Below are 17,075 nucleotides of genomic sequence, written 5' to 3'. Positions count from 1 at the left end.
CGGCCTCAGCCGCCGGTGGCGGCGCGGAAGAGCTTGCCCGAGCGGGTGCCACTGCGGCAGAACGCAAGCACCGGGTGCGGCAGCTCGGCCAGCAGCTCGGCGAAGCGCGCGATCTCTTCCGGGCTCTGGTAGTTGGACGCCACCGGAAGGAAGGCGTAGGCGAGGCCGGCCGCCTTGGCCGCCTCTTCGATGGCCGCGTTGGTCGGCTGGGTCGGGCCGCCCTCGAAATCGGGCCGGTTGTTGATGACGCTCTTGAAGCCGGCCTGGGCCACGGCGGCCATGACCTCGGGGCCGAGCTGCGGAGCGACGCAGACGTCGGGACTCAGTTGCTGCACCTGGATGCTCATCGGGACTTCCTTCGCAAGCGGAGACTCGGACTACTTGGCCAGCGCGTTCTTGACGGCGGCCGACACCAGGCTCATGTCGGCCTTGCCGGCCAGGCGGGTCTTCACCACGCCCATCACCTTGCCCATGTCGCCAGGCCCGGAAGCGCCCACCTCGGCGACGATCTTCGCGACCTCGGCGGCGATCTCGTCAGCGCCCAGGCGCTGCGGCAGGTAACCCTCGAGCACGCTCAGCTCGGCGGTCTCCTTGTCGACCAGGTCGGTGCGGCCGGCCGCGGAGAACTGCGAGATCGAGTCCTTGCGCTGCTTGATCAGCTTGTCGACGATGGCGATGACGGCCGCGTCGTCAAGGGTGATGCGCTCGTCGACTTCCTTCTGCTTCAGCGCCGCGAGCAGGCCGCGGATGGTGAGCAGGCGCGCCGAGTCCTTCGCGCGCATGGCGGTCTTCATGTCTTCGGTGATCTGGTCTTTCAGGGGCATGGTCGGCGGTGAGGTCAGTTAGAAACACGAAAGCCCGCTAGGCGCGGGCTTTTCGTTTGGCGATCCGCCCGCGAAGGGCGCTGTCTCGCTGGAAGCTCAGTACAGGCGCTTGGGCAGCTGCATGCTGCGGATGCGCTTGAAGTGGCGCTTGACGGCGGCCGCCTTCTTGCGCTTGCGCTCGGCGGTGGGCTTTTCGTAGAACTCGCGGGCACGAAGATCGGTCAGCAGGCCGAGTTTCTCGATGGTGCGCTTGAAGCGGCGCAATGCCACATCGAACGGCTCGTTTTCTTTGACGCGAATCGTAGTCATGTATCGGGTGAATCCTAGGGTGGTTGCGCTCGGTGCCGGTGGGTCGCGGCATGTAAGGCGTCGGGTCCGGACCTAAGCCTTGCTTCGATGCCACTGGTCGCAGCGCTGGTTTGCCAGCAAAGACAGCGATTATAGCCAGCTGCCCCGGGTGCTGCAATGCACCACTCAGCCGCGTTCGGACAGGGCGCGACCGCAGGCGGCGGCGCTCGCCCAGGCCCACTGGAAGTTGTAGCCGCCGAGCCAGCCGGTCACGTCGACCACCTCGCCGATGAAGTACAGCCCCGGCTGCAACCGGCTCTCCATGGTTTGCGAGCTGAGGCCGCCGGTGTCGACGCCACCGGCGGTCACCTCGGCCTTGCGGTAGCCCTCGGTTCCCGAGGGCAGCAGTTGCCACCGTTCGAGTGCACTCGCAAGAGCCTGCAGGTCGCGGTCGCGCAGCTCCGGCATCGCGCGTTCGGCCAGCCCGGGCTGGCCTGCCAGCCAGGTTTCGGCCAGGCGGCGCGGCAGGATCTCGGCGAGCTCGTTGCCGAGCCGGCGCCGCGACACGTTCTTGGCCGTGCGCAGCACGGCCTCCAGGTCCTGCGACGGCGCCAGGTCGATGCGGATCGGCGTTCCGGGCTGCCAGTAGGTGGAGATCTGCAGCACCGCCGGCCCGCTCAGCCCGCGATGCGTGAACAGCAGATCCTCGACGAACTCGCCGCGCGACTTCCCGCTCCCGGTCTCGACCCGAGCCTCCAGCGACAACCCTGCCAGCGGCACGAACGGGGCCCAGGCGCCCGGATCGAAGGTCAGCGGCACCAGCGCCGGCCGGGTCTCGACGATGCGGTGGCCGAACTGCCGCGCGATGCGGTAGCCGAAGTCGCTGGCGCCGATCTTCGGGATCGACAGCCCGCCGGTGGCGACGACCACCTGCAAGCAACGCACGGCCCCGCGGTCGGTGTCCAGCTCGAAGCCCGACGCGCTGCGCCGCAGCTCGTGCACCGCGCACGGCTGCCAGCGCACGACCCCGCCCTGCTCGCATTCGCGCAGCAGCATGGCGATGATTTCCTCGCTGGCCCCATCGCAGAAGAGCTGTCCCTTGTGCTTCTCGTGGAACGGGATGCGGTGCCGCTGCACCAGCCCGATGAAGTCCGCCGCCGTATAGCGCGCCAGGGCGGAGCGGCAGAAGTGCGGATTGGCCGACAGAAAATTTGCCGGCCCGGCTTCGCGATTGGTGAAGTTGCAGCGTCCGCCGCCGGAGATGCGGATCTTCTCGGCGAGCTTGTCCGCGTGGTCGATCAGCAGCACCTTCAGGCCGCGCTGGCCTGCGATGCCGGCACAGAACAGGCCGGCCGCGCCGGCGCCGATGACGACGGCATCGAAGGTCTGCATGGCGGGGAATTATGTGGGGGCAACCCTGCGTTCCTAGAATCCGGCCTTTCGTCCGGCCGCCCCTCATGACTTCCGCCATCATTTCCGCCGCGTCGGCGCGCACCCTCGCCAACGCGGCTTGGGGCGTGCGGGCGCAGTTCTTCATCGCCGGCGCACTGTTCGCCACCTGGGGCGTGCATGTGCCCAGCGTCAAGGCGCACTACGCGCTCGGCGAACGCGCGCTCGCCATCGCCATGCTGGCGGCCGGTGTGGGCGCGCTGCTGGCCCTGACGCAGGCGGGTCGCGTCGTGGGCAGATTCGGCCCGCGCAGCGTGACCCTGGCCACCGGGCTGGTCTGCTCGGCCGGCATCGCGCTGCTCTTGGCTTTCGACAGCTACGCGGCGCTGCTCTGCGTGATGCTGGTCTACGGCATGGCCAGCAGCCTGATGGATGTGTCCATCAACGCCGAAGCGAGCGAGATCGAACGGCTCGAAGGACGGCCGCTGATGAGCGGCTTTCACGCGCTGTTCAGCATGGGCGGCATGATCGGCGCGGCCGCCGGCGGCGTGCTGCATGCGGCCCACGTCGCGCCGTCGCAGCACCTCATGGGCGCGGCCGCCGTCGGCATCGCGACCGTGGTGCTCGGCTGCTCGGTGATGCTGCGCATGGCAGGACCGCCGGAAGGCGGCATGCCGATGAGCCTGCCCACCGGGCCGCTCGCGCTGATCGGCCTGCTCGCGGCGCTCGGGCTGATCGCCGAGGGCGCGATGTACGACTGGAGCGTGCTCTATCTCAAGCAGGAACTGCGCGCCGACACCGGCGTGGCGGCGCTCGCCTATGCCAGCTTCAGCGCCGCGATGGCAGCGGCGCGCTTCGCGGGCGACTGGGTGCGCGCCCGGCTCGCGGCGGTGCCGCTGTTGCGCTGGAGCGGCGCGCTGGGGGCCGCCGGGATGGCGCTGGCATTGCTGGTGCCGCATCCGTCGGCGGCGCTGGTCGGATTCGCGCTCGTCGGTCTGGGTTTTGCGAACGTCGTGCCGGTCCTGTTCAGCGCGGCCGCCCGGGTGCCTGACGTGACGCCGGCGCATGGCATCGCGGCGGTGTCGGCGGTGGGTTACCTCGGGATGATGGCCGGGCCGCCGCTGATCGGCGTCATCGCCGAGGCCAGTTCGCTCACGCTGGGACTGTCGTCGGTGGTGGTGTTCGCGGTCGTGCTGGCGCTTGCGGCTCGGCGCGCCTTGCCGTAGGTCAGCCCTTCCACACGAACGGAAACTTGAACTGCTTCCAGAACCCGTTCGGCACATAGTCGCCGACGACGCCATACCGGTCCGGCCACTGGCGTTCCGACTGCACCGCGGTGCCGAAGAAGTGGTCGAGGAAGGCGAAATGCGCCGCGTAGTTCTTGTCGATCGCCTCGTCGTCCTGCGAGTGGTGCCAATGGTGGAAGTTGGGCGTGACGATCACGTAGCGCAGGGGGCCCAGCCGCACGCTGACGTTGGCGTGGTTGAACACCGCCTGGAAGCCGACCACGACGATGTACGCGTCGATCACTTCCTTGCTGAAGCCGAGCACGAAGATGGGCGCCAGCACCAGCGTGCGGGTGATCAGCAGCTCGACGATGTGCTGACGCGATCCTGCCAGCCAGTCCATGCTCTTCACGCTGTGGTGCACCGCGTGCAGGCGCCAGAGCAGTGGAATCTCGTGGTAGGCGCGGTGCGTCCAGTACTGCACGAGGTCGGCCACCAGGATGATGAGGAACAGCGCCGCCGGAAATGGCAGGCCCTGCACCCACGCCTGCACGCCTTCCTTGGCGGCCCAGCCGAACAGCTTGTGCACGAGCAGGTTGGTCGCCAGCAGCACGAAGCCGACCACCATGTGGTTGACGATGAAGTGGTGCAGGTCGGTCTGCCACTCCGGCCGGAACACCGGCTGGTTGCGGCGCAGCGCGAAGAGCTTCTCGATGAAGACGAAGATGAGCGCCGAGCCGAGCAGGTCCAGGATGAACCAGTCGAGGCCGATGTAGGGCGTGTTGTCGGCGAAGTCGCCGACCGGCACCTTGTGGCCGCCGAGCGCGAGCGTGAGGCCGACCAGGGCGAAGGCGGCGAACGCGAGCCAAGGGGCGCGGCGGAACACGATGTTGAACAGCGCGATGCCGCCGGCGATCACCATCGACCAATACAGCAGCTGGCGCATCACCGCCACGTCGTAGGACTTGCGCAGCTGCGGCGTCGTGAGGTACTCGGGGAAGTGGAAGGCCAGCACCCCGAGAAAGCAGAGCGCGGCGAGGATCAGCGCGATGACGCCGGACACCAGTCCGTGGCCCGGCTTCAGTTCGCCGTGCGATTCGCTGAGCTGGTTGAGCTTCTGGAGGTCTTGCATGGTCCCGGTCCCCTTCGTGGCCCGGGATTATCGGCCGGCGGATCAGGCCGCGAGGCTGTCGCCGACCCCCCAGTTCATGCGTTTTGCGGCATGCAGCACGTCGCCGACGACGATGATCGCCGGGCTGCCGAGGCCTTCGCGCCGGACCGCGGCCGCGAGGTCGACCAGCGTGGTCTGCAGGTGCCGCTGCGAAGGCAGGCTCGCATGCTGGACGACCGCCACCGGCGTCGTCGCCGGCAGCCCCTCGAGCAGGCCCTGTTGCAGCGACTCCACGGTCGCCACGCCCATGTAGATGACCAGCGTGAGCCCCTGCGCCGCGGCGGCGGCCAGCGTCGGCCAGTGCAGCGCCGCGTCCTCACCGCGCGCATGGCCGGTGACGAACATCACGCCGTGCGCGTGATCGCGGTGCGTCAGCGGCGCACCCAGCGAGGTGGCGGCGGCCAGGCCCGAGGTGATGCCGTTGACGATCTCCACCTCGATGCCCAGCGCCCGCAGGTGCTCCGCTTCCTCGCCGCCGCGGCCGAAGACGAACGGATCCCCGCCCTTGAGCCGAACCACGCGCTCGCCCTTGTGCGCCTCGGCGGCCATCAACTTCTCGATGAAGGCCTGCGGCGTGCTGGCGCAGCCGCCGCGCTTGCCGACATTGACGATGCGCGCCGAGCGGCGTGCGTAGCGCAGCACGCCGGCGCCGACGAGGTCGTCCACCAGCAGCACGGTGGCCGCACGGATCGCGCGGATCGCTTTCAGGGTGAGCAGCTCGGGATCGCCCGGACCGGCGCCGACCAGGTGTACGACGGGATGAACGCTCATGCAGACAACTCCTCGGCGGGCGACGCGTGCCAGGCGGCCAATGCGCGGCGGATGCAGTCGGCCTGCTGCACCAGCGGTGCGGGGGCCGGCTTCTCGCCGCTGACGACGGACTGGATGTACAGCGCGGTGGTCGCCGCGTCGAAGGCGCGCGGCAGCACCGGCAGCTCGGTCAGCACGCCTTCCTTCGCGGCGAGCGACAGATCTGGGCGCGCGACTCCCCGGAGGTAGACCTCCAGCTTGGGCAGCCGCCGCGGATCGGCAACCGGCTCGCCTTCGGTTCCGCGCATCAGCAGCGCGTGGGCGTGGGTGTGGGCCAGGAAGGCAGCGAGCGCCTGGCCGTATTCGGGGTGGGTGTAGTTGCACACGCGCAGCGCAGCGCCGCCGCGCGTCGGATCGATCAGCTTGGCGACCGTGTGCCCGGGGTTGCGCAGCCCGATGACCCATCGCGCATCCAGCAGGCGCGCCAGCGGCGGGCACAGCGCCTCGGTGCTGATGAACACCGGCTCGCGCCGGTTCCACGCATGCGGGATGTCGCCGGCGTCGTGCGCGATGGGCAGGCCCAGGTCGTGGAAGACCTCGAAGGTCGTCACGCGGCCCGGGTCGCGCATCGGCCCGTGGACCAGCACCGGCACGCCGTCCTGCGCCAGCAGCAGCGCGAGCAGGGCGGTGAGATTGGGCAGCTTGCGTGCACCGTTGTACGAGGGCAGCACCACCATGGGCCGCGTCGGGCGCAGCGGGTGGCATCGCTCCTGCACCGCATCGAGGAAGCCGGCGAGCTCTTCGGTGGACTCTCCCTTGATCCGCATCGCGATGGCGAAGGCGCCGATCTCCAGGTCGGTCACGCGGCCGTCGAGCACCTGGCTCATCAGGTCATAGGCTTGCGCCTGGTTCAGCGAGCGGGCGCCTTCCTTGCCGCGGCCGATTTCCTTGATGTAGGGGGCAATGCTCATGTCGTCTCCTCGTCAGCGGCGAAGGCAAGTTTCGCGCCGTTCATCGAGACTCGCACACATCCACTGACGAGTTTCATGCGGCCTGCAGCCGCAAGCGCACGATGCGCTTGAGCTCCGGCACGCAGGAGCCGCAGTTCGTGCCGCATTTGAGCCGGTCCTGCAGCTGCTGCAGCTGCACGTCGGGCGAGCCGCTGCTCGATGCGAGCGCACTGGCGATGTCGCTCTCGCCGACGTCGAAGCAGCTGCAGACCTGGCGGCCGCGCGCGGCCACGGCGACCGGCGCCTTCGCGCCCGGCACCAGCAGCAGCCGGCCATAGGCCTGGGCCGGCAGCTCTTCTTGGAGCAGCGCCTTGATCCAGGCCTCGGCGCTGATGTCGCCGGCGAGCAGGAAGGCGTCGAGTCGTGTGTCGGCCCCTTCGCGGCGCAACCGCATGGCGCGCCGCTGTCCGCGGCGCTTGTCGGCGTAGTGCAGCACGTCGCTTCCGGCCAGCCCGAGGATGCCTTCGATGCGCGCGATCGTTTCCGCCGACGCGCCTTCATAAGCCGCGGCACGAAACAGCAGGCCGCTGCGCTCGCGTCCGAAGGGCAGGCAGGCGGCATACGGGAATCCGCGCATGAGATCGCGCAGTTGCTCCCGCGCGCGCAGCGCCTGCTCGTTCGGCAGCCAGGCGACGGCCAGCAGCCGCCACGGCAGGTCGGCCTTGAGGATCTTCACCGCCGCGTGCTTGAGCTCCGGCTGCTTGGAGCGCGGGCAGAACGCCGCCGTGGTGAGCGCGTTGACGCCGGTTGCCGGCCCGCCGCTGCCGGTGTGGCCGGAGACGAATTCCTCGCCCCAGTGCATCGCGATGAAAGCCTGCGCCGGCGCCACCTGCGCGCTGGACTGCACCGGCAGGATCAGCGTGCCGCGTCGCGAAGTGATGTGCACCAGATCGCCCTCTGCGAGCCGCAATCGCGCGAGGTCCTGCGCATGCATCTCGATGGCCGGCTCGGGCACGTGGCCGAAGAGGCGGCCCACCGTCCCGGTGCGGCTCATGCCGTGCCACTGATCGCGCAGGCGCCCGGTGTTCAGCGAGAACGGATAGCGCGCATCGCGCGGCTCGGCAAGCTTCTCGTGCGGCGTGTCGGCGAAGCGGGCCCGACCGTCGGCGGTGGGGAAGACGCCGTCTTCGTAGAGCCGCGCGCGGCCCTCGGCCGCGTGCTCGCCGAAGGGCCATTGCGCCGGTCCGGTGTCGAGCCGGCCGTAGCTGAGGCCCGTGATGTCCAGGTCGCGGCCGCGGGTGGACTCGCGATGCTCGTTCCATACCGACTCCGCGTCCGCATACGGGAACAGCGTGGGCTCGCCGGGGCGCAGCTTGGACTCCAGGCGGTGGGCGAATTCGGTGGCGATCAGCCAGTCGTGGCGCGCTTCGCCTGGTGCCCACACGGCCGGACGCACGCGGCTGATGCGCCGTTCGCTGTTGGTGACCGTGCCGTCCTTCTCGCCCCACGTGGTGGCGGGCAGCAGCAGGTCGGCATAGGCGCAGGTGGCCGTCGTGGCGAAGGCTTCCTGAACGACGACGAACTCAGCCCGCTCCAGTGCGCGCCGCACGGTCGCCTGGTCGGGCATCGATTGCGCCGGATTCGTGCAGGCGATCCACAGCGCCTTGATCTCGCCGTCGGCGGCCGCCTGGAACATCTCGACAGCCGTCTTGCCGGGCAGCGCGGGGACATCGGGCACGCCCCACAGCCGCGCGACTTCAGCGCGATGCTGCGGATTGGCCAGGTCGCGATGCGCGCTGAGCAGGTTGGCCAGCCCGCCGACCTCGCGCCCGCCCATCGCGTTGGGCTGGCCCGTCAGCGAGAACGGGCCGGCACCCGGCTTGCCGATCTGGCCGGTGGCCAGATGCAGGTTGATCAGCGCGGCGTTCTTCATCGTGCCGCTGCTGCTCTGGTTGAGACCCTGGCAGTACAGCGACAAGGTCGGCGCGCGCTTGGCGGAACAGTTGTGCAGGCCGGCGAACCAGCGTGCCGCCTGCAGGAGCGCGTCTTCGCCGATGCCGCACAGCTTCGCGACTTCCTTCGGCGGGTAGTCGCGCACCCGGTCGCGCAGCACCTCGAAGCCGCTGGTGTGCCGCTCGATGTAGCTGCGGTCGGTCAGCCCCTCCCACATCATCGCGTGCAGCATGCCGTTGAACAACGCCACATCGGTACCCGGCAGGATCGGCAGGTACAGATCGGCGATCTCGGCCGTCTCGGTGCGCCGCGGGTCGGCCACGACGATCTTCAGCGCGGGGTTGGCGCGCCTGGCGTCCTCGATGCGGCGAAAGAGGATGGGGTGCGCGAAGGCGGTGTTCGAGCCGACGATGAACAGCACGCTGGCGTGGGCGATGTCCTCGTAGCACGCGGGCGGGGCGTCGGCGCCCAGCGTCAGCTTGTAGCCGGCAACCGCGCTGCTCATGCACAGGCGCGAGTTGGTGTCGACGTTGTTCGTGCCGATCAGGCCCTTGGCCAGCTTGTTGAAGACGTAGTAGTCCTCGGTGAGGAGCTGGCCGGAGATGTAGAAGCCGACGGCGTCGGCACCGTGGTCCCGAATGATGCGATGGAAGCGGTCGGCCGCGATGTCGAGCGCGGCGTTCCAGCTCAGCGCCTGCGGCGCGTCGCCGCGCGCCGGCCGGCGCTGCGGATGCAGCAGCCGCGCCTGCAGCGTGATCGGCTGCGCCGCGGTCAGGTGCAGCGTGCTGCCCTTGGTGCACAGGCGCCCGAAGTTCGCGGGATGGTCCGGATCGCCGCGCACGCCGGTGATCTGGCGGCCTTCCGATTCAATGATCACGCCGCAGCCGACGCCGCAGTAGGGGCAGGTCGACTTGGTCTCGTTCATGCCGTGGCGGGGGCCTCGTCGAGCGCCAGGCTGTTCAGCTCATCGATGTCGAGGTGCACGGTCCCGTTCTCGACCTTCACGGTGAACCTCGTCGTGCAGCCTTCATCGGGCGCCTTCGCGCAGCCGTCGGCCAGTCCGATGGTCCAGTTGTGCAGCGGGCAGGCGACGCTCTCGCCGAACACGATGCCCTGGCTGAGCGGTCCGCCCTTGTGCGGGCACTTGTCGAGCAGCGCGAACACCTTGTCCTCGGCATTGCGGAAGATCGCGACATCGGTGCCGCAGGATCGTGCGACGCGGCGCGCCCCCAGCACGGGGATGTCTGCCACCTGGCAGATCGATTTCCAGCTGCTCATTTGCAGGCCTCCGCGCTTCGCGCCTTGGGATTCGCCTCGGGATCGGCCCGGCGGCTCATGCCATTTCTCCCACCGGCACGAACTGCCGCGTGTCGACCGTCGCCTTGTCGAACTCGAACCAGGGATCGGGCTCGCCGTCGAGCGAGAACTGCAGCCGCTCCCACAAGGCCTTGCGGCCGGCGTGGTCCTCGAGGATCTTCTTCTTCACGTAGTCCAGCCCAACGCGTCCCACGTAGTGCACGGTGCGCTCGAGGTACCAGCCTTCCTCGCGGTACAGCTGCAGGAAGGCGCCGCTGTACTCCAGCACTTCGGCAGCCGTCTTCAGCTTGCACAGGAACACCGCGACCTCGGTCTTGATGCCGCCGTTGCCGGCGATGTAGATCTCCCAGCCCGAATCGACGCCGATCACGCCGACGTCCTTGATGCCCGCCTCGGCGCAGTTGCGGGGGCAGCCCGACACCGCGAGCTTGACCTTGTGCGGCGCGTACATGCGCCACAGCGCGCGCTCCAGGTCCTTGCCCATCTGCGTGCTGTCCTGCGTGCCGAAGCGGCACCACTCGGAGCCGACGCAGGTCTTCACCGTGCGCAGGGCCTTCGCGTAGGCATGGCCCGAGGGCATGCCGATGTCCTTCCACACGTTGACCAGGTCTTCCTTCTTCACGCCGAGCAGGTCGATGCGCTGGCCGCCGGTGACCTTGACGGTCGGGATCTTGTACTTGTCGACGGCGTCGGCAATGCGGCGCAGCTCGTCGGCAGTGGTCTCGCCGCCCCACATGCGCGGGATGACGGAGTAGGTGCCGTCCTTCTGGATGTTGGCGTGGCTGCGCTCGTTGATGAAGCGCGACTGCGGATCATCCTTGGCCTCCTTGGGCCACGTGCTGATCAGGTAGTAGTTGACCGCCGGGCGGCAGCTCGAGCACCCGTTGGGCGTGCGCCAGCCCATTCGCCTGTAGACGCCGTCGATCGACAGCAAGTGCTCGGCGCGGATCACCTCGCGCACGTCCTGGTGGCTCGCGTCGGTGCAGCCACACATCGCCTTCTTGGTCGGCGCCTTGGAGTAGTCGCCGCCGGCGGTGAACATCAGCAGCTGCTCGACCAGGCCGGTGCACGAGCCGCACGACGCGCTGGCCTTGGTGTGCTTGCGAACCTCGTCGAGCGTGAACAGGCCCTTCTCCTTGATGGCCTTGCAGATCGTGCCCTTGTTGACGCCGTTGCAGCCGCACACCTCGTCGGCGTCGGCCATCGCCGCGGCCTTGTTGTGGCCCTCGTGGCCGGTGTCGCCGATGTTCGATTCGCCGAACATCAGCTTGTCGCGGATGTCGCCCACGCTGCGACCTTCGCGCAGGAGCTTGAAATACCACGAGCCGTCGACGGTGTCGCCATACAGGCAGGCGCCGACCAGCTTGTCGCCCTGGATGACCAGCTTCTTGTAGACGCCGCCGAAGGGATCGCTCATCACGATCTCCTCGCAGTCCTTGCCGCCCATGAAATTGCCGGCGGAGAACAGGTCGATGCCGGTCACCTTCAGCTTGGTGCTGGTCTGGCTGCCGGTATAGCGGCCGATGCCGAACTGAGCCAGGTGCGTGGCGCATACCTTGCCCTGCTCGAACAGCGGGGCGACCAGGCCGTAGGCGATGCCGCGGTGCGCGGCGCACTCGCCGACCGAATAGACGCGCGGGTCGGTGATGGTCTGCATCGTGTCGGTGACGACGATGCCCCGATTGCAGTGGATGCCGATCTTCTCGGCGAGCTCGGTGTTGGGCCGGATGCCGGCGGCCATCACGACCAGGTCGGCGGGGATCTCGGTGCCGTCCTTGAACTGCACGGCCATCACGCGCCCGGACTTGTCGCCGATCAGCGCCTGCGTCTGCGCGCCGATCATGAACTTGAGGCCGCGGTCTTCCAGCGACTTCTGCAGGAGCTTGCCGGCGGTGTCGTCGAGCTGGCGCTCCATCAGCCACGGCATGATGTGCACGACGGTCACCTGCATGCCGCGCAGCATCAGGCCGTTGGCGGCCTCCAGGCCCAGCAGGCCGCCGCCGATGACGACCGCATGCTTGTACCGGGCTGCCGCCTCGATCATGGTGTTGGTGTCGGCGATGTCGCGGTACGCGATGACGCCGTCGAGCTCCTTGCCCGGCACCGGCAGAATGAAGGGATTGGAGCCGGTCGCCAGCAGCAGCCGGTCGTATTCCGCCTCAGTGCCGTCCGCGGCGCGCACGATGCGCCGCTTGCGATCCACATCGACCACCTTCTTGCCGAGCTGCAGGTGGATGCCGTTCTCCTCGTACCAGGAGATCGGGTTCAGCACGATCTCGTCGAGCGTCTGCTCGCCGGCCAGCACGGGCGACAGCAGAATGCGGTTGTAGTTGGGGTGCGGCTCGGCGCCGAAGACCGTGATGTCGTAGAGATCGGGCGCGATCTTCAGCAGCTCTTCCAGGGTGCGCACGCCGGCCATGCCGTTGCCCACCATCACCAACTTCATCTTCTTCATGGTTCTCTCCGCATGTCGCGTCGTCTCGGGGGAAGGGTTAGCAAGGCAAATGCCAGACATTGGTGCATGGCATGAGCTTTGAAGTCGACATCGGCCACTTCAGCCTGAAGGGACCGCGCGAGGTCAACGAGGACTTCGCCGCCTCGGTGCAGCCGCCGCCCCACGATGAGGCGCGCGGGTTGGTCGCCGCCATCGCGGACGGCGTGTCGGCCGGCGGGCGCGGACTCGAGGCCGCGCAGACCACGGTGATGAGCGTGGTGCAGGACTACTTCGGCTGTCCCGACACCTGGGACACCACCGTCGTGCTCGACCGCCTCATCGGCGCGCAGAACGCCTGGCTGGCCGACCACAACCGGCGGCGGCAAGGTGTCGGCAACGAGGGCGGCACGGCGATGACGACCATCACCGCGCTGGTGCTGCGCGGCCACGCGTTCACGCTGGCGCACGTCGGCGACACGCGCGCATGGCTGGTGCGCGGCGGCGAGTGCGTGCAGCTCACGCAGGACCATTGCTTCGACCACCCGGACCAGCGCAGCCGGCTGACGCGCGCCGTGGGACTCGACGATCGTGTGCGCATCGACTTCCTGCAGGGCGAGCTGCACATCGGAGATGTCTTCGTGCTGACCACCGACGGCGTGCACGGTGTGCTCAAGCGGCGCAAGCTCGCGGCTCTGGCGGGCCAGGGCGACGCGCAATCCGCGAGCGAAGCGCTGGTGACGGCTGCGCTGGCCGCAGGCGGCAACGACAACGCGACGGCGCTGGTGCTGCAGGTGCGCGGGCTCGCCGCCGGCCGGTTGGAGGACAGCCTGGTGCAGGGCCGGCAACTGCCGGTGCCCGGTCGCCTCAAGGTGGGGGATCGTCTCGACGCCTACACCATCACCGCTCGCGTCGCCGACACCGGCGTGCACCGGCTGTACCAGGCGCGCGTCGCCGGTACGCAGGAGCTGGTCGCGCTGAAGACCTTGCACGAATCGCGCGCCAGCGACCGCGAGGAACGCGCGATGCTGGCGCACGAGGCCTGGCTCGGCAGCCGTGTCGCGCCCGGATCCGGTGCGCATGGCGACGCGGCCTTCGTCGGCGTTCGCGAGCCGCGGGACGCGACCGCCTTCTACACCGTGTTCGACTGGCATCCGGGCCGCACCCTGGAGCAGATGCTCGTGGACCGTCAGCGCTTCGAAGTGCCCGAGATCGTCGCCGGCGCGCTCGCCGTGGCGCGCGCCCTGGGGCGCCTGCACCGGCACGGCGTGATCCATCGCGACATCAAGCCGGGCAACATCCATCTCGGCGACGACGGCCAGTGGCGTGTGCTCGACCTCGGCGTCGCGGTGTCCGGCAGCGAGCCCAAGGCGCTGCGCACACTGCATGCAGGAACGCCGAGCTACATGAACCCCGAGCAGTGGAATGCCGAGGAGCACGTGCCTGCCGATGCCGGCAGCGACCTGTACGCGCTGGGGGCTGTGTTGTACGAGTGGCTCACCGGCAAACTGCCGTACGGCGAGGTCGAGCCGTACCAGACCGGGCGCTTCCGGCGCGATCCCAAGCCGCCTTCCCGGCTGCGCCCGGACGTGCCGATCTGGCTGGACCACGTGGTCCTGAAGGCGATCGCGCTCGACCGCAAGCTGCGCTTCGAAACCGCGGAGGAACTGGTGCTGGCGCTCGAGCGCGGGGCCTCGCGCCCGCTGGCCGCGCCCGGCGCCACGCCGCTGGTCGCGCGCGACCCCACGGCGCTGTGGAAGATCGCGCTGGGCATGTCGCTGCTGTTCAACCTGCTGCTGGTCTACTGGCTGCTGTTCCTGCCGCGGTGAACACTGCATTGCGACGCCCTACACCCGGCTGAGCTTTGCCGCGGGGGCGGGGGGCGCTTCGCCGTGCGGCAGGGCGCGTGCGCGTCCGCCTTTCTCGGCCCAGGTGCGGGTCCAGCGGATCTGCATGAAGCGCATGACCGCCAGCATCACCAGCGACAACAGCGCGAAGAGCACGAAGCCCCATGCGTAGGTGCCGGCGTACTGCTTGGACAGGCCCATCGCGTTGGGCACCAGGCCGCCGCCGAGCGCGCCGATCTCGCCGATCATCGAGCCGGCCACCGCCGTGGTCGTGGGCCAGCGCAGCGGCACGAGCTGGAACAGCGCGCCGTTGCCCGCGCCCAGCGCGGCAAAGCAGAGCATCAGCAGCAGCGTGGTCAAGGCCAGCGAGCTGGACGAGAAGCCCACCAGCACCAGGCACACGGCGACGACGCTGAGCACGAGCGTCAGCGTGTTCACGCCGCCCCAGCGGTCGGAGATCCAGCCGCCGGCCACGCGCACCGCCGCGCCCATGAAGGCCGCGAGCATGGTGAGCTGGCCCGCCTGCACCTTGCTCACGCCGAACTGGTCGTAGTAGTAGGAAGGCAGGAAAGTCGTGAGGCCGATGAAGCCGCCGAACGTCACGCCGTAGATCAGGCTGAAGGCCCAGCCGTCCTTCTCGAACAGGCAGGCGATGTGGGCGCGGAAGTTCGCATGCGCGTCCACATCGGGCGGTTCCTTGGCCAGCACGATCATCACGAACATCGGCAGCAGGATCGCTGCCGCGGCGACGCCGTAGACGGCCTGCCAGCCGAGCCAATTGGCCAGCGGGGGCGCCACCAGCACCGACACGGCGGTGCCGACGTTGCCTGCGCCGACCAGGCCCATCGCCAGGCCCTTGTGCTTGGGCGGGAACCATCCCGATCCCAGCGACAGCGCGACACCGAAGCTGGCGCCGGCGATGCCGAGCAGCACGCCCATGGCGAGCAGGTCGTTGAAGGTGTGGACGAAGAAGAAGCCGAACAGCATGGCGGCGGCGATCAGGGCCATCTCGACCAGGGTGGCGTTCTTGCGCCCGATGTACTGGGCAAGCACGCCGAGCGGAAAGCGCATCAGCGCGCCCGCGATGATGGGCACGGACAGCATCAGCCCCTTCTGCGCCGGCGAGAGCTGGAAGGTCTCGCCGATGAAGGGCGCCATGGCCCCGTTGAGCACCCAGATGCAGCAGGAGAAGGCGAAGTACAGGAAGGCGGCGAACAGGGTGGGTCCGTGTCCGGCGCGCAGGAAGGTCTTGAAGCTTTGCATGCGACAGGCGGGCTGGGAAGTGGGCTTGACGTCCTGGCGGCGCTCAGGCGGAGATGGGCGTCGCTGCCGCCATTGGCAACGAACATGAGGAAAGCGCAGCGGGACGGGGAAGGACGTGGTCGGACATCATGGTCTCCAGCAATACCTCGGCCCGGGGCCGAAATGGAGGCACATGAGCAGCCCACGGCGTTGTGGGCAGGACCTGCCGTGCGGGGGCAGGGGGCGGGTGCAGCGTCACACCCGACGCTGCACTTTGCAAGCAACGTGCCACGGCGTTGGCGCAAGACGCTGCTAAGGTGTGCGGCCTGGCCCTCTCTCCTCGGTCAATTCGCCTGACGACATGACTTCCTGCCTCGTGCTCTGCGGCTCCGCGCCCGTCGCGCCCACCCTCGAAGAGAACCTCGAAGGGGTCGGGATTCACGTCATTGGTGCGGTGCAGCGTAGCAACTTGGTGCAGGAGGCCTTGCGGCAGGGCCCCGATGTCGTCGTCGTGCAGGACGTCGCGCCGGATGCGGCGCTGTTCGCCGTACTCGCGCTGCTGCGGACCACCGCGCCGCGGCCGGTCCTGCTGTTCACCACCGACTCCGATGTCGACAAGATGAAGCTGGCGCTCGACAGCGGCGTGGACGCCTACGTGGTGAACGGCTATGCGCCGCAGCGGCTGCGGTCTCTGGTGCATCTGGCGACAGCCCGCTTCCTGCACGAGCAGGCGCTGCGCGAGCAGCTGGCCGACGTGTCGCACCGCTTCGAGGAGCGCAAGCTGGTCGACCGCGCCAAGGGCATCCTGATGCGAGCGCGCCAGGTGTCGGAAGACGAGGCATTTCGCGTCCTGCGGGCCGCTTCGATGCACAGCAACCGGCGTGTCGGTCAGGTGTCGCAGCAGGTCATCGCCGCCGCCGGCCTCGCCGAAGCCATCAATCGCGCCGGACAGCTGCGCATGCTGTCGCAGAGGCTGGTCAAGCTGCGCGCGCTGCAGGCCCTGGGCGTCGGCACCGAGTGGGCGGCCGAGCTGCTGCGCGACTCGTCTTCGCGCATCGACGCCAACCTGGCGGCGCTCGGCAAGAGCGTGTCCAAGGCCACGTACGGCGACCTGCTCGATGCGGTGTCGGCCCCGTGGGTCACCTTGAAGGCGGCGCTCGCGATGTCGGCCGATCGGCAACGCACGGCAGATGCCGATGCGCAGGCCGAAGTCATGCTGCTCCAGGCCGATCGGCTGGTGAACGCATTCGAGTCCAACGCAGCGACGGCCAGCCTGCACGTGATCAACGTGTCGGGCCGTCAGCGCATGCTGTCGCAGCGCCTGGCCAAGCAGGCGCTGCTGGCCGCGCTGTCCGGCGGCGACGCAGCAGCGGCGGCCGGCGAAACCAAGGCGGCGTTCGAGCAGGCGCTGGACTACCTGAACGCCGCGCCGCTTTCGACACGGGAGATCCGCGAATCGCTCGACGCCGCGGCGCGAAGCTGGACCGCCTTGAACCAGGCGCTCAAGCGAGTGCGCAGCGCCGACGGCCAGATGGTGCTCACCGAGGCGAGCGAGTCCCTGCTCGCCGTGTTCGAGCAGCTCACCGAGCGATACGAGCACAGCATGCAGATCCTGATGGGCTAGTGCCAACTCGTGAACTTGTAGGCATTCGGCGTCAGGGCGTGGACAGTCCCGGACAGGCCCGCC

The 17,075-nt window shown here is 68.9% G+C and carries 14 protein-coding genes; 3 read left to right on the top strand and 11 right to left on the bottom strand.

Features of this window, described 5'->3' with window-relative positions:
* Window positions 1-5 precede the first annotated feature (5 nt).
* From P7V53_RS17350 to P7V53_RS17335, 4 genes are all read right to left on the bottom strand, one after another.
* On the bottom strand, window positions 6-347 hold the full coding sequence (locus P7V53_RS17350) for a TIGR01244 family sulfur transferase (protein WP_280150698.1): 342 nt from the start codon (window positions 345-347) through the stop codon (window positions 6-8).
* Between the two features lie 30 nt (window positions 348-377).
* On the bottom strand, window positions 378-824 hold the full coding sequence (locus P7V53_RS17345) for a GatB/YqeY domain-containing protein (protein ID WP_280150697.1): 447 nt from the start codon (window positions 822-824) through the stop codon (window positions 378-380).
* Between the two features lie 96 nt (window positions 825-920).
* The gene (gene rpsU, locus P7V53_RS17340) at window positions 921-1,133 is read right to left on the bottom strand and encodes a 30S ribosomal protein S21 (RefSeq protein WP_124539636.1); all 213 of its coding nucleotides are present in this window, start codon (window positions 1,131-1,133) and stop codon (window positions 921-923) included.
* 165 nt (window positions 1,134-1,298) lie between these two features.
* Window positions 1,299-2,504: an NAD(P)/FAD-dependent oxidoreductase gene (locus tag P7V53_RS17335; protein ID WP_280150696.1), complete on the bottom strand. Its 1,206-nt coding sequence runs from the start codon at window positions 2,502-2,504 to the stop codon at window positions 1,299-1,301.
* 65 nt (window positions 2,505-2,569) lie between these two features.
* On the opposite strand from P7V53_RS17335, the gene P7V53_RS17330 reads away from it, so the two are divergent.
* Entirely contained in the window at window positions 2,570-3,727 is a 1,158-nt protein-coding gene (locus P7V53_RS17330) for an MFS transporter (RefSeq protein WP_280150695.1), read from the top strand.
* Between the two features lies 1 nt (window position 3,728).
* Here the strand turns inward: P7V53_RS17330 and P7V53_RS17325 are convergent, their stop codons facing one another.
* From P7V53_RS17325 to nirB, 6 genes are all read right to left on the bottom strand, one after another.
* Entirely contained in the window at window positions 3,729-4,859 is a 1,131-nt protein-coding gene (locus P7V53_RS17325) for a sterol desaturase family protein (protein WP_280150694.1), read from the bottom strand.
* 42 nt (window positions 4,860-4,901) lie between these two features.
* Window positions 4,902-5,669, bottom strand: coding sequence for a uroporphyrinogen-III C-methyltransferase (gene cobA, locus P7V53_RS17320; protein WP_280150693.1), 768 nt, complete (start codon window positions 5,667-5,669; stop codon window positions 4,902-4,904).
* On the bottom strand, window positions 5,666-6,619 hold the full coding sequence (ybiB, locus tag P7V53_RS17315; protein ID WP_280150691.1) for a DNA-binding protein YbiB: 954 nt from the start codon (window positions 6,617-6,619) through the stop codon (window positions 5,666-5,668). Before ybiB ends, cobA begins: the two co-directional genes overlap by 4 nt.
* 73 nt (window positions 6,620-6,692) lie before the next feature.
* Window positions 6,693-9,476 carry a nitrate reductase gene (locus P7V53_RS17310; protein ID WP_280150689.1) on the bottom strand — a complete coding sequence of 928 codons (2,784 nt, stop codon included), beginning with the start codon at window positions 9,474-9,476 and terminating at the stop codon, window positions 6,693-6,695.
* Window positions 9,473-9,829: a nitrite reductase small subunit NirD gene (gene nirD, locus P7V53_RS17305; protein ID WP_280150688.1), complete on the bottom strand. Its 357-nt coding sequence runs from the start codon at window positions 9,827-9,829 to the stop codon at window positions 9,473-9,475. The genes P7V53_RS17310 and nirD overlap by 4 nt, the downstream gene beginning before the upstream one ends.
* Window positions 9,830-9,884: 55 nt before the next feature.
* The gene (nirB, locus tag P7V53_RS17300) at window positions 9,885-12,323 is read right to left on the bottom strand and encodes a nitrite reductase large subunit NirB (protein ID WP_280150686.1); all 2,439 of its coding nucleotides are present in this window, start codon (window positions 12,321-12,323) and stop codon (window positions 9,885-9,887) included.
* 71 nt (window positions 12,324-12,394) lie between these two features.
* Here nirB and P7V53_RS17295 point away from each other — a divergent pair, with 71 nt between their 5' ends.
* Entirely contained in the window at window positions 12,395-14,128 is a 1,734-nt protein-coding gene (locus P7V53_RS17295) for a bifunctional protein-serine/threonine kinase/phosphatase (RefSeq protein WP_280150685.1), read from the top strand.
* 18 nt (window positions 14,129-14,146) lie between these two features.
* Here the strand turns inward: P7V53_RS17295 and P7V53_RS17290 are convergent, their stop codons facing one another.
* Window positions 14,147-15,409, bottom strand: coding sequence for an MFS transporter (locus tag P7V53_RS17290; RefSeq protein ID WP_280150683.1), 1,263 nt, complete (start codon window positions 15,407-15,409; stop codon window positions 14,147-14,149).
* Between the two features lie 340 nt (window positions 15,410-15,749).
* Here P7V53_RS17290 and P7V53_RS17285 point away from each other — a divergent pair, with 340 nt between their 5' ends.
* On the top strand, window positions 15,750-17,012 hold the full coding sequence (locus P7V53_RS17285; RefSeq protein ID WP_280150682.1) for a type IV pili methyl-accepting chemotaxis transducer N-terminal domain-containing protein: 1,263 nt from the start codon (window positions 15,750-15,752) through the stop codon (window positions 17,010-17,012).
* The last annotated feature ends 63 nt before the right edge of the window (window positions 17,013-17,075 follow it).

The organism is Piscinibacter sp. XHJ-5 (assembly GCF_029855045.1).
Classification (GTDB): domain Bacteria; phylum Pseudomonadota; class Gammaproteobacteria; order Burkholderiales; family Burkholderiaceae_C; genus Albitalea.
The sequence above is the reverse complement of the archived record's forward strand: the minus strand, read 5'-3'. Positions and strand labels throughout refer to the sequence as shown.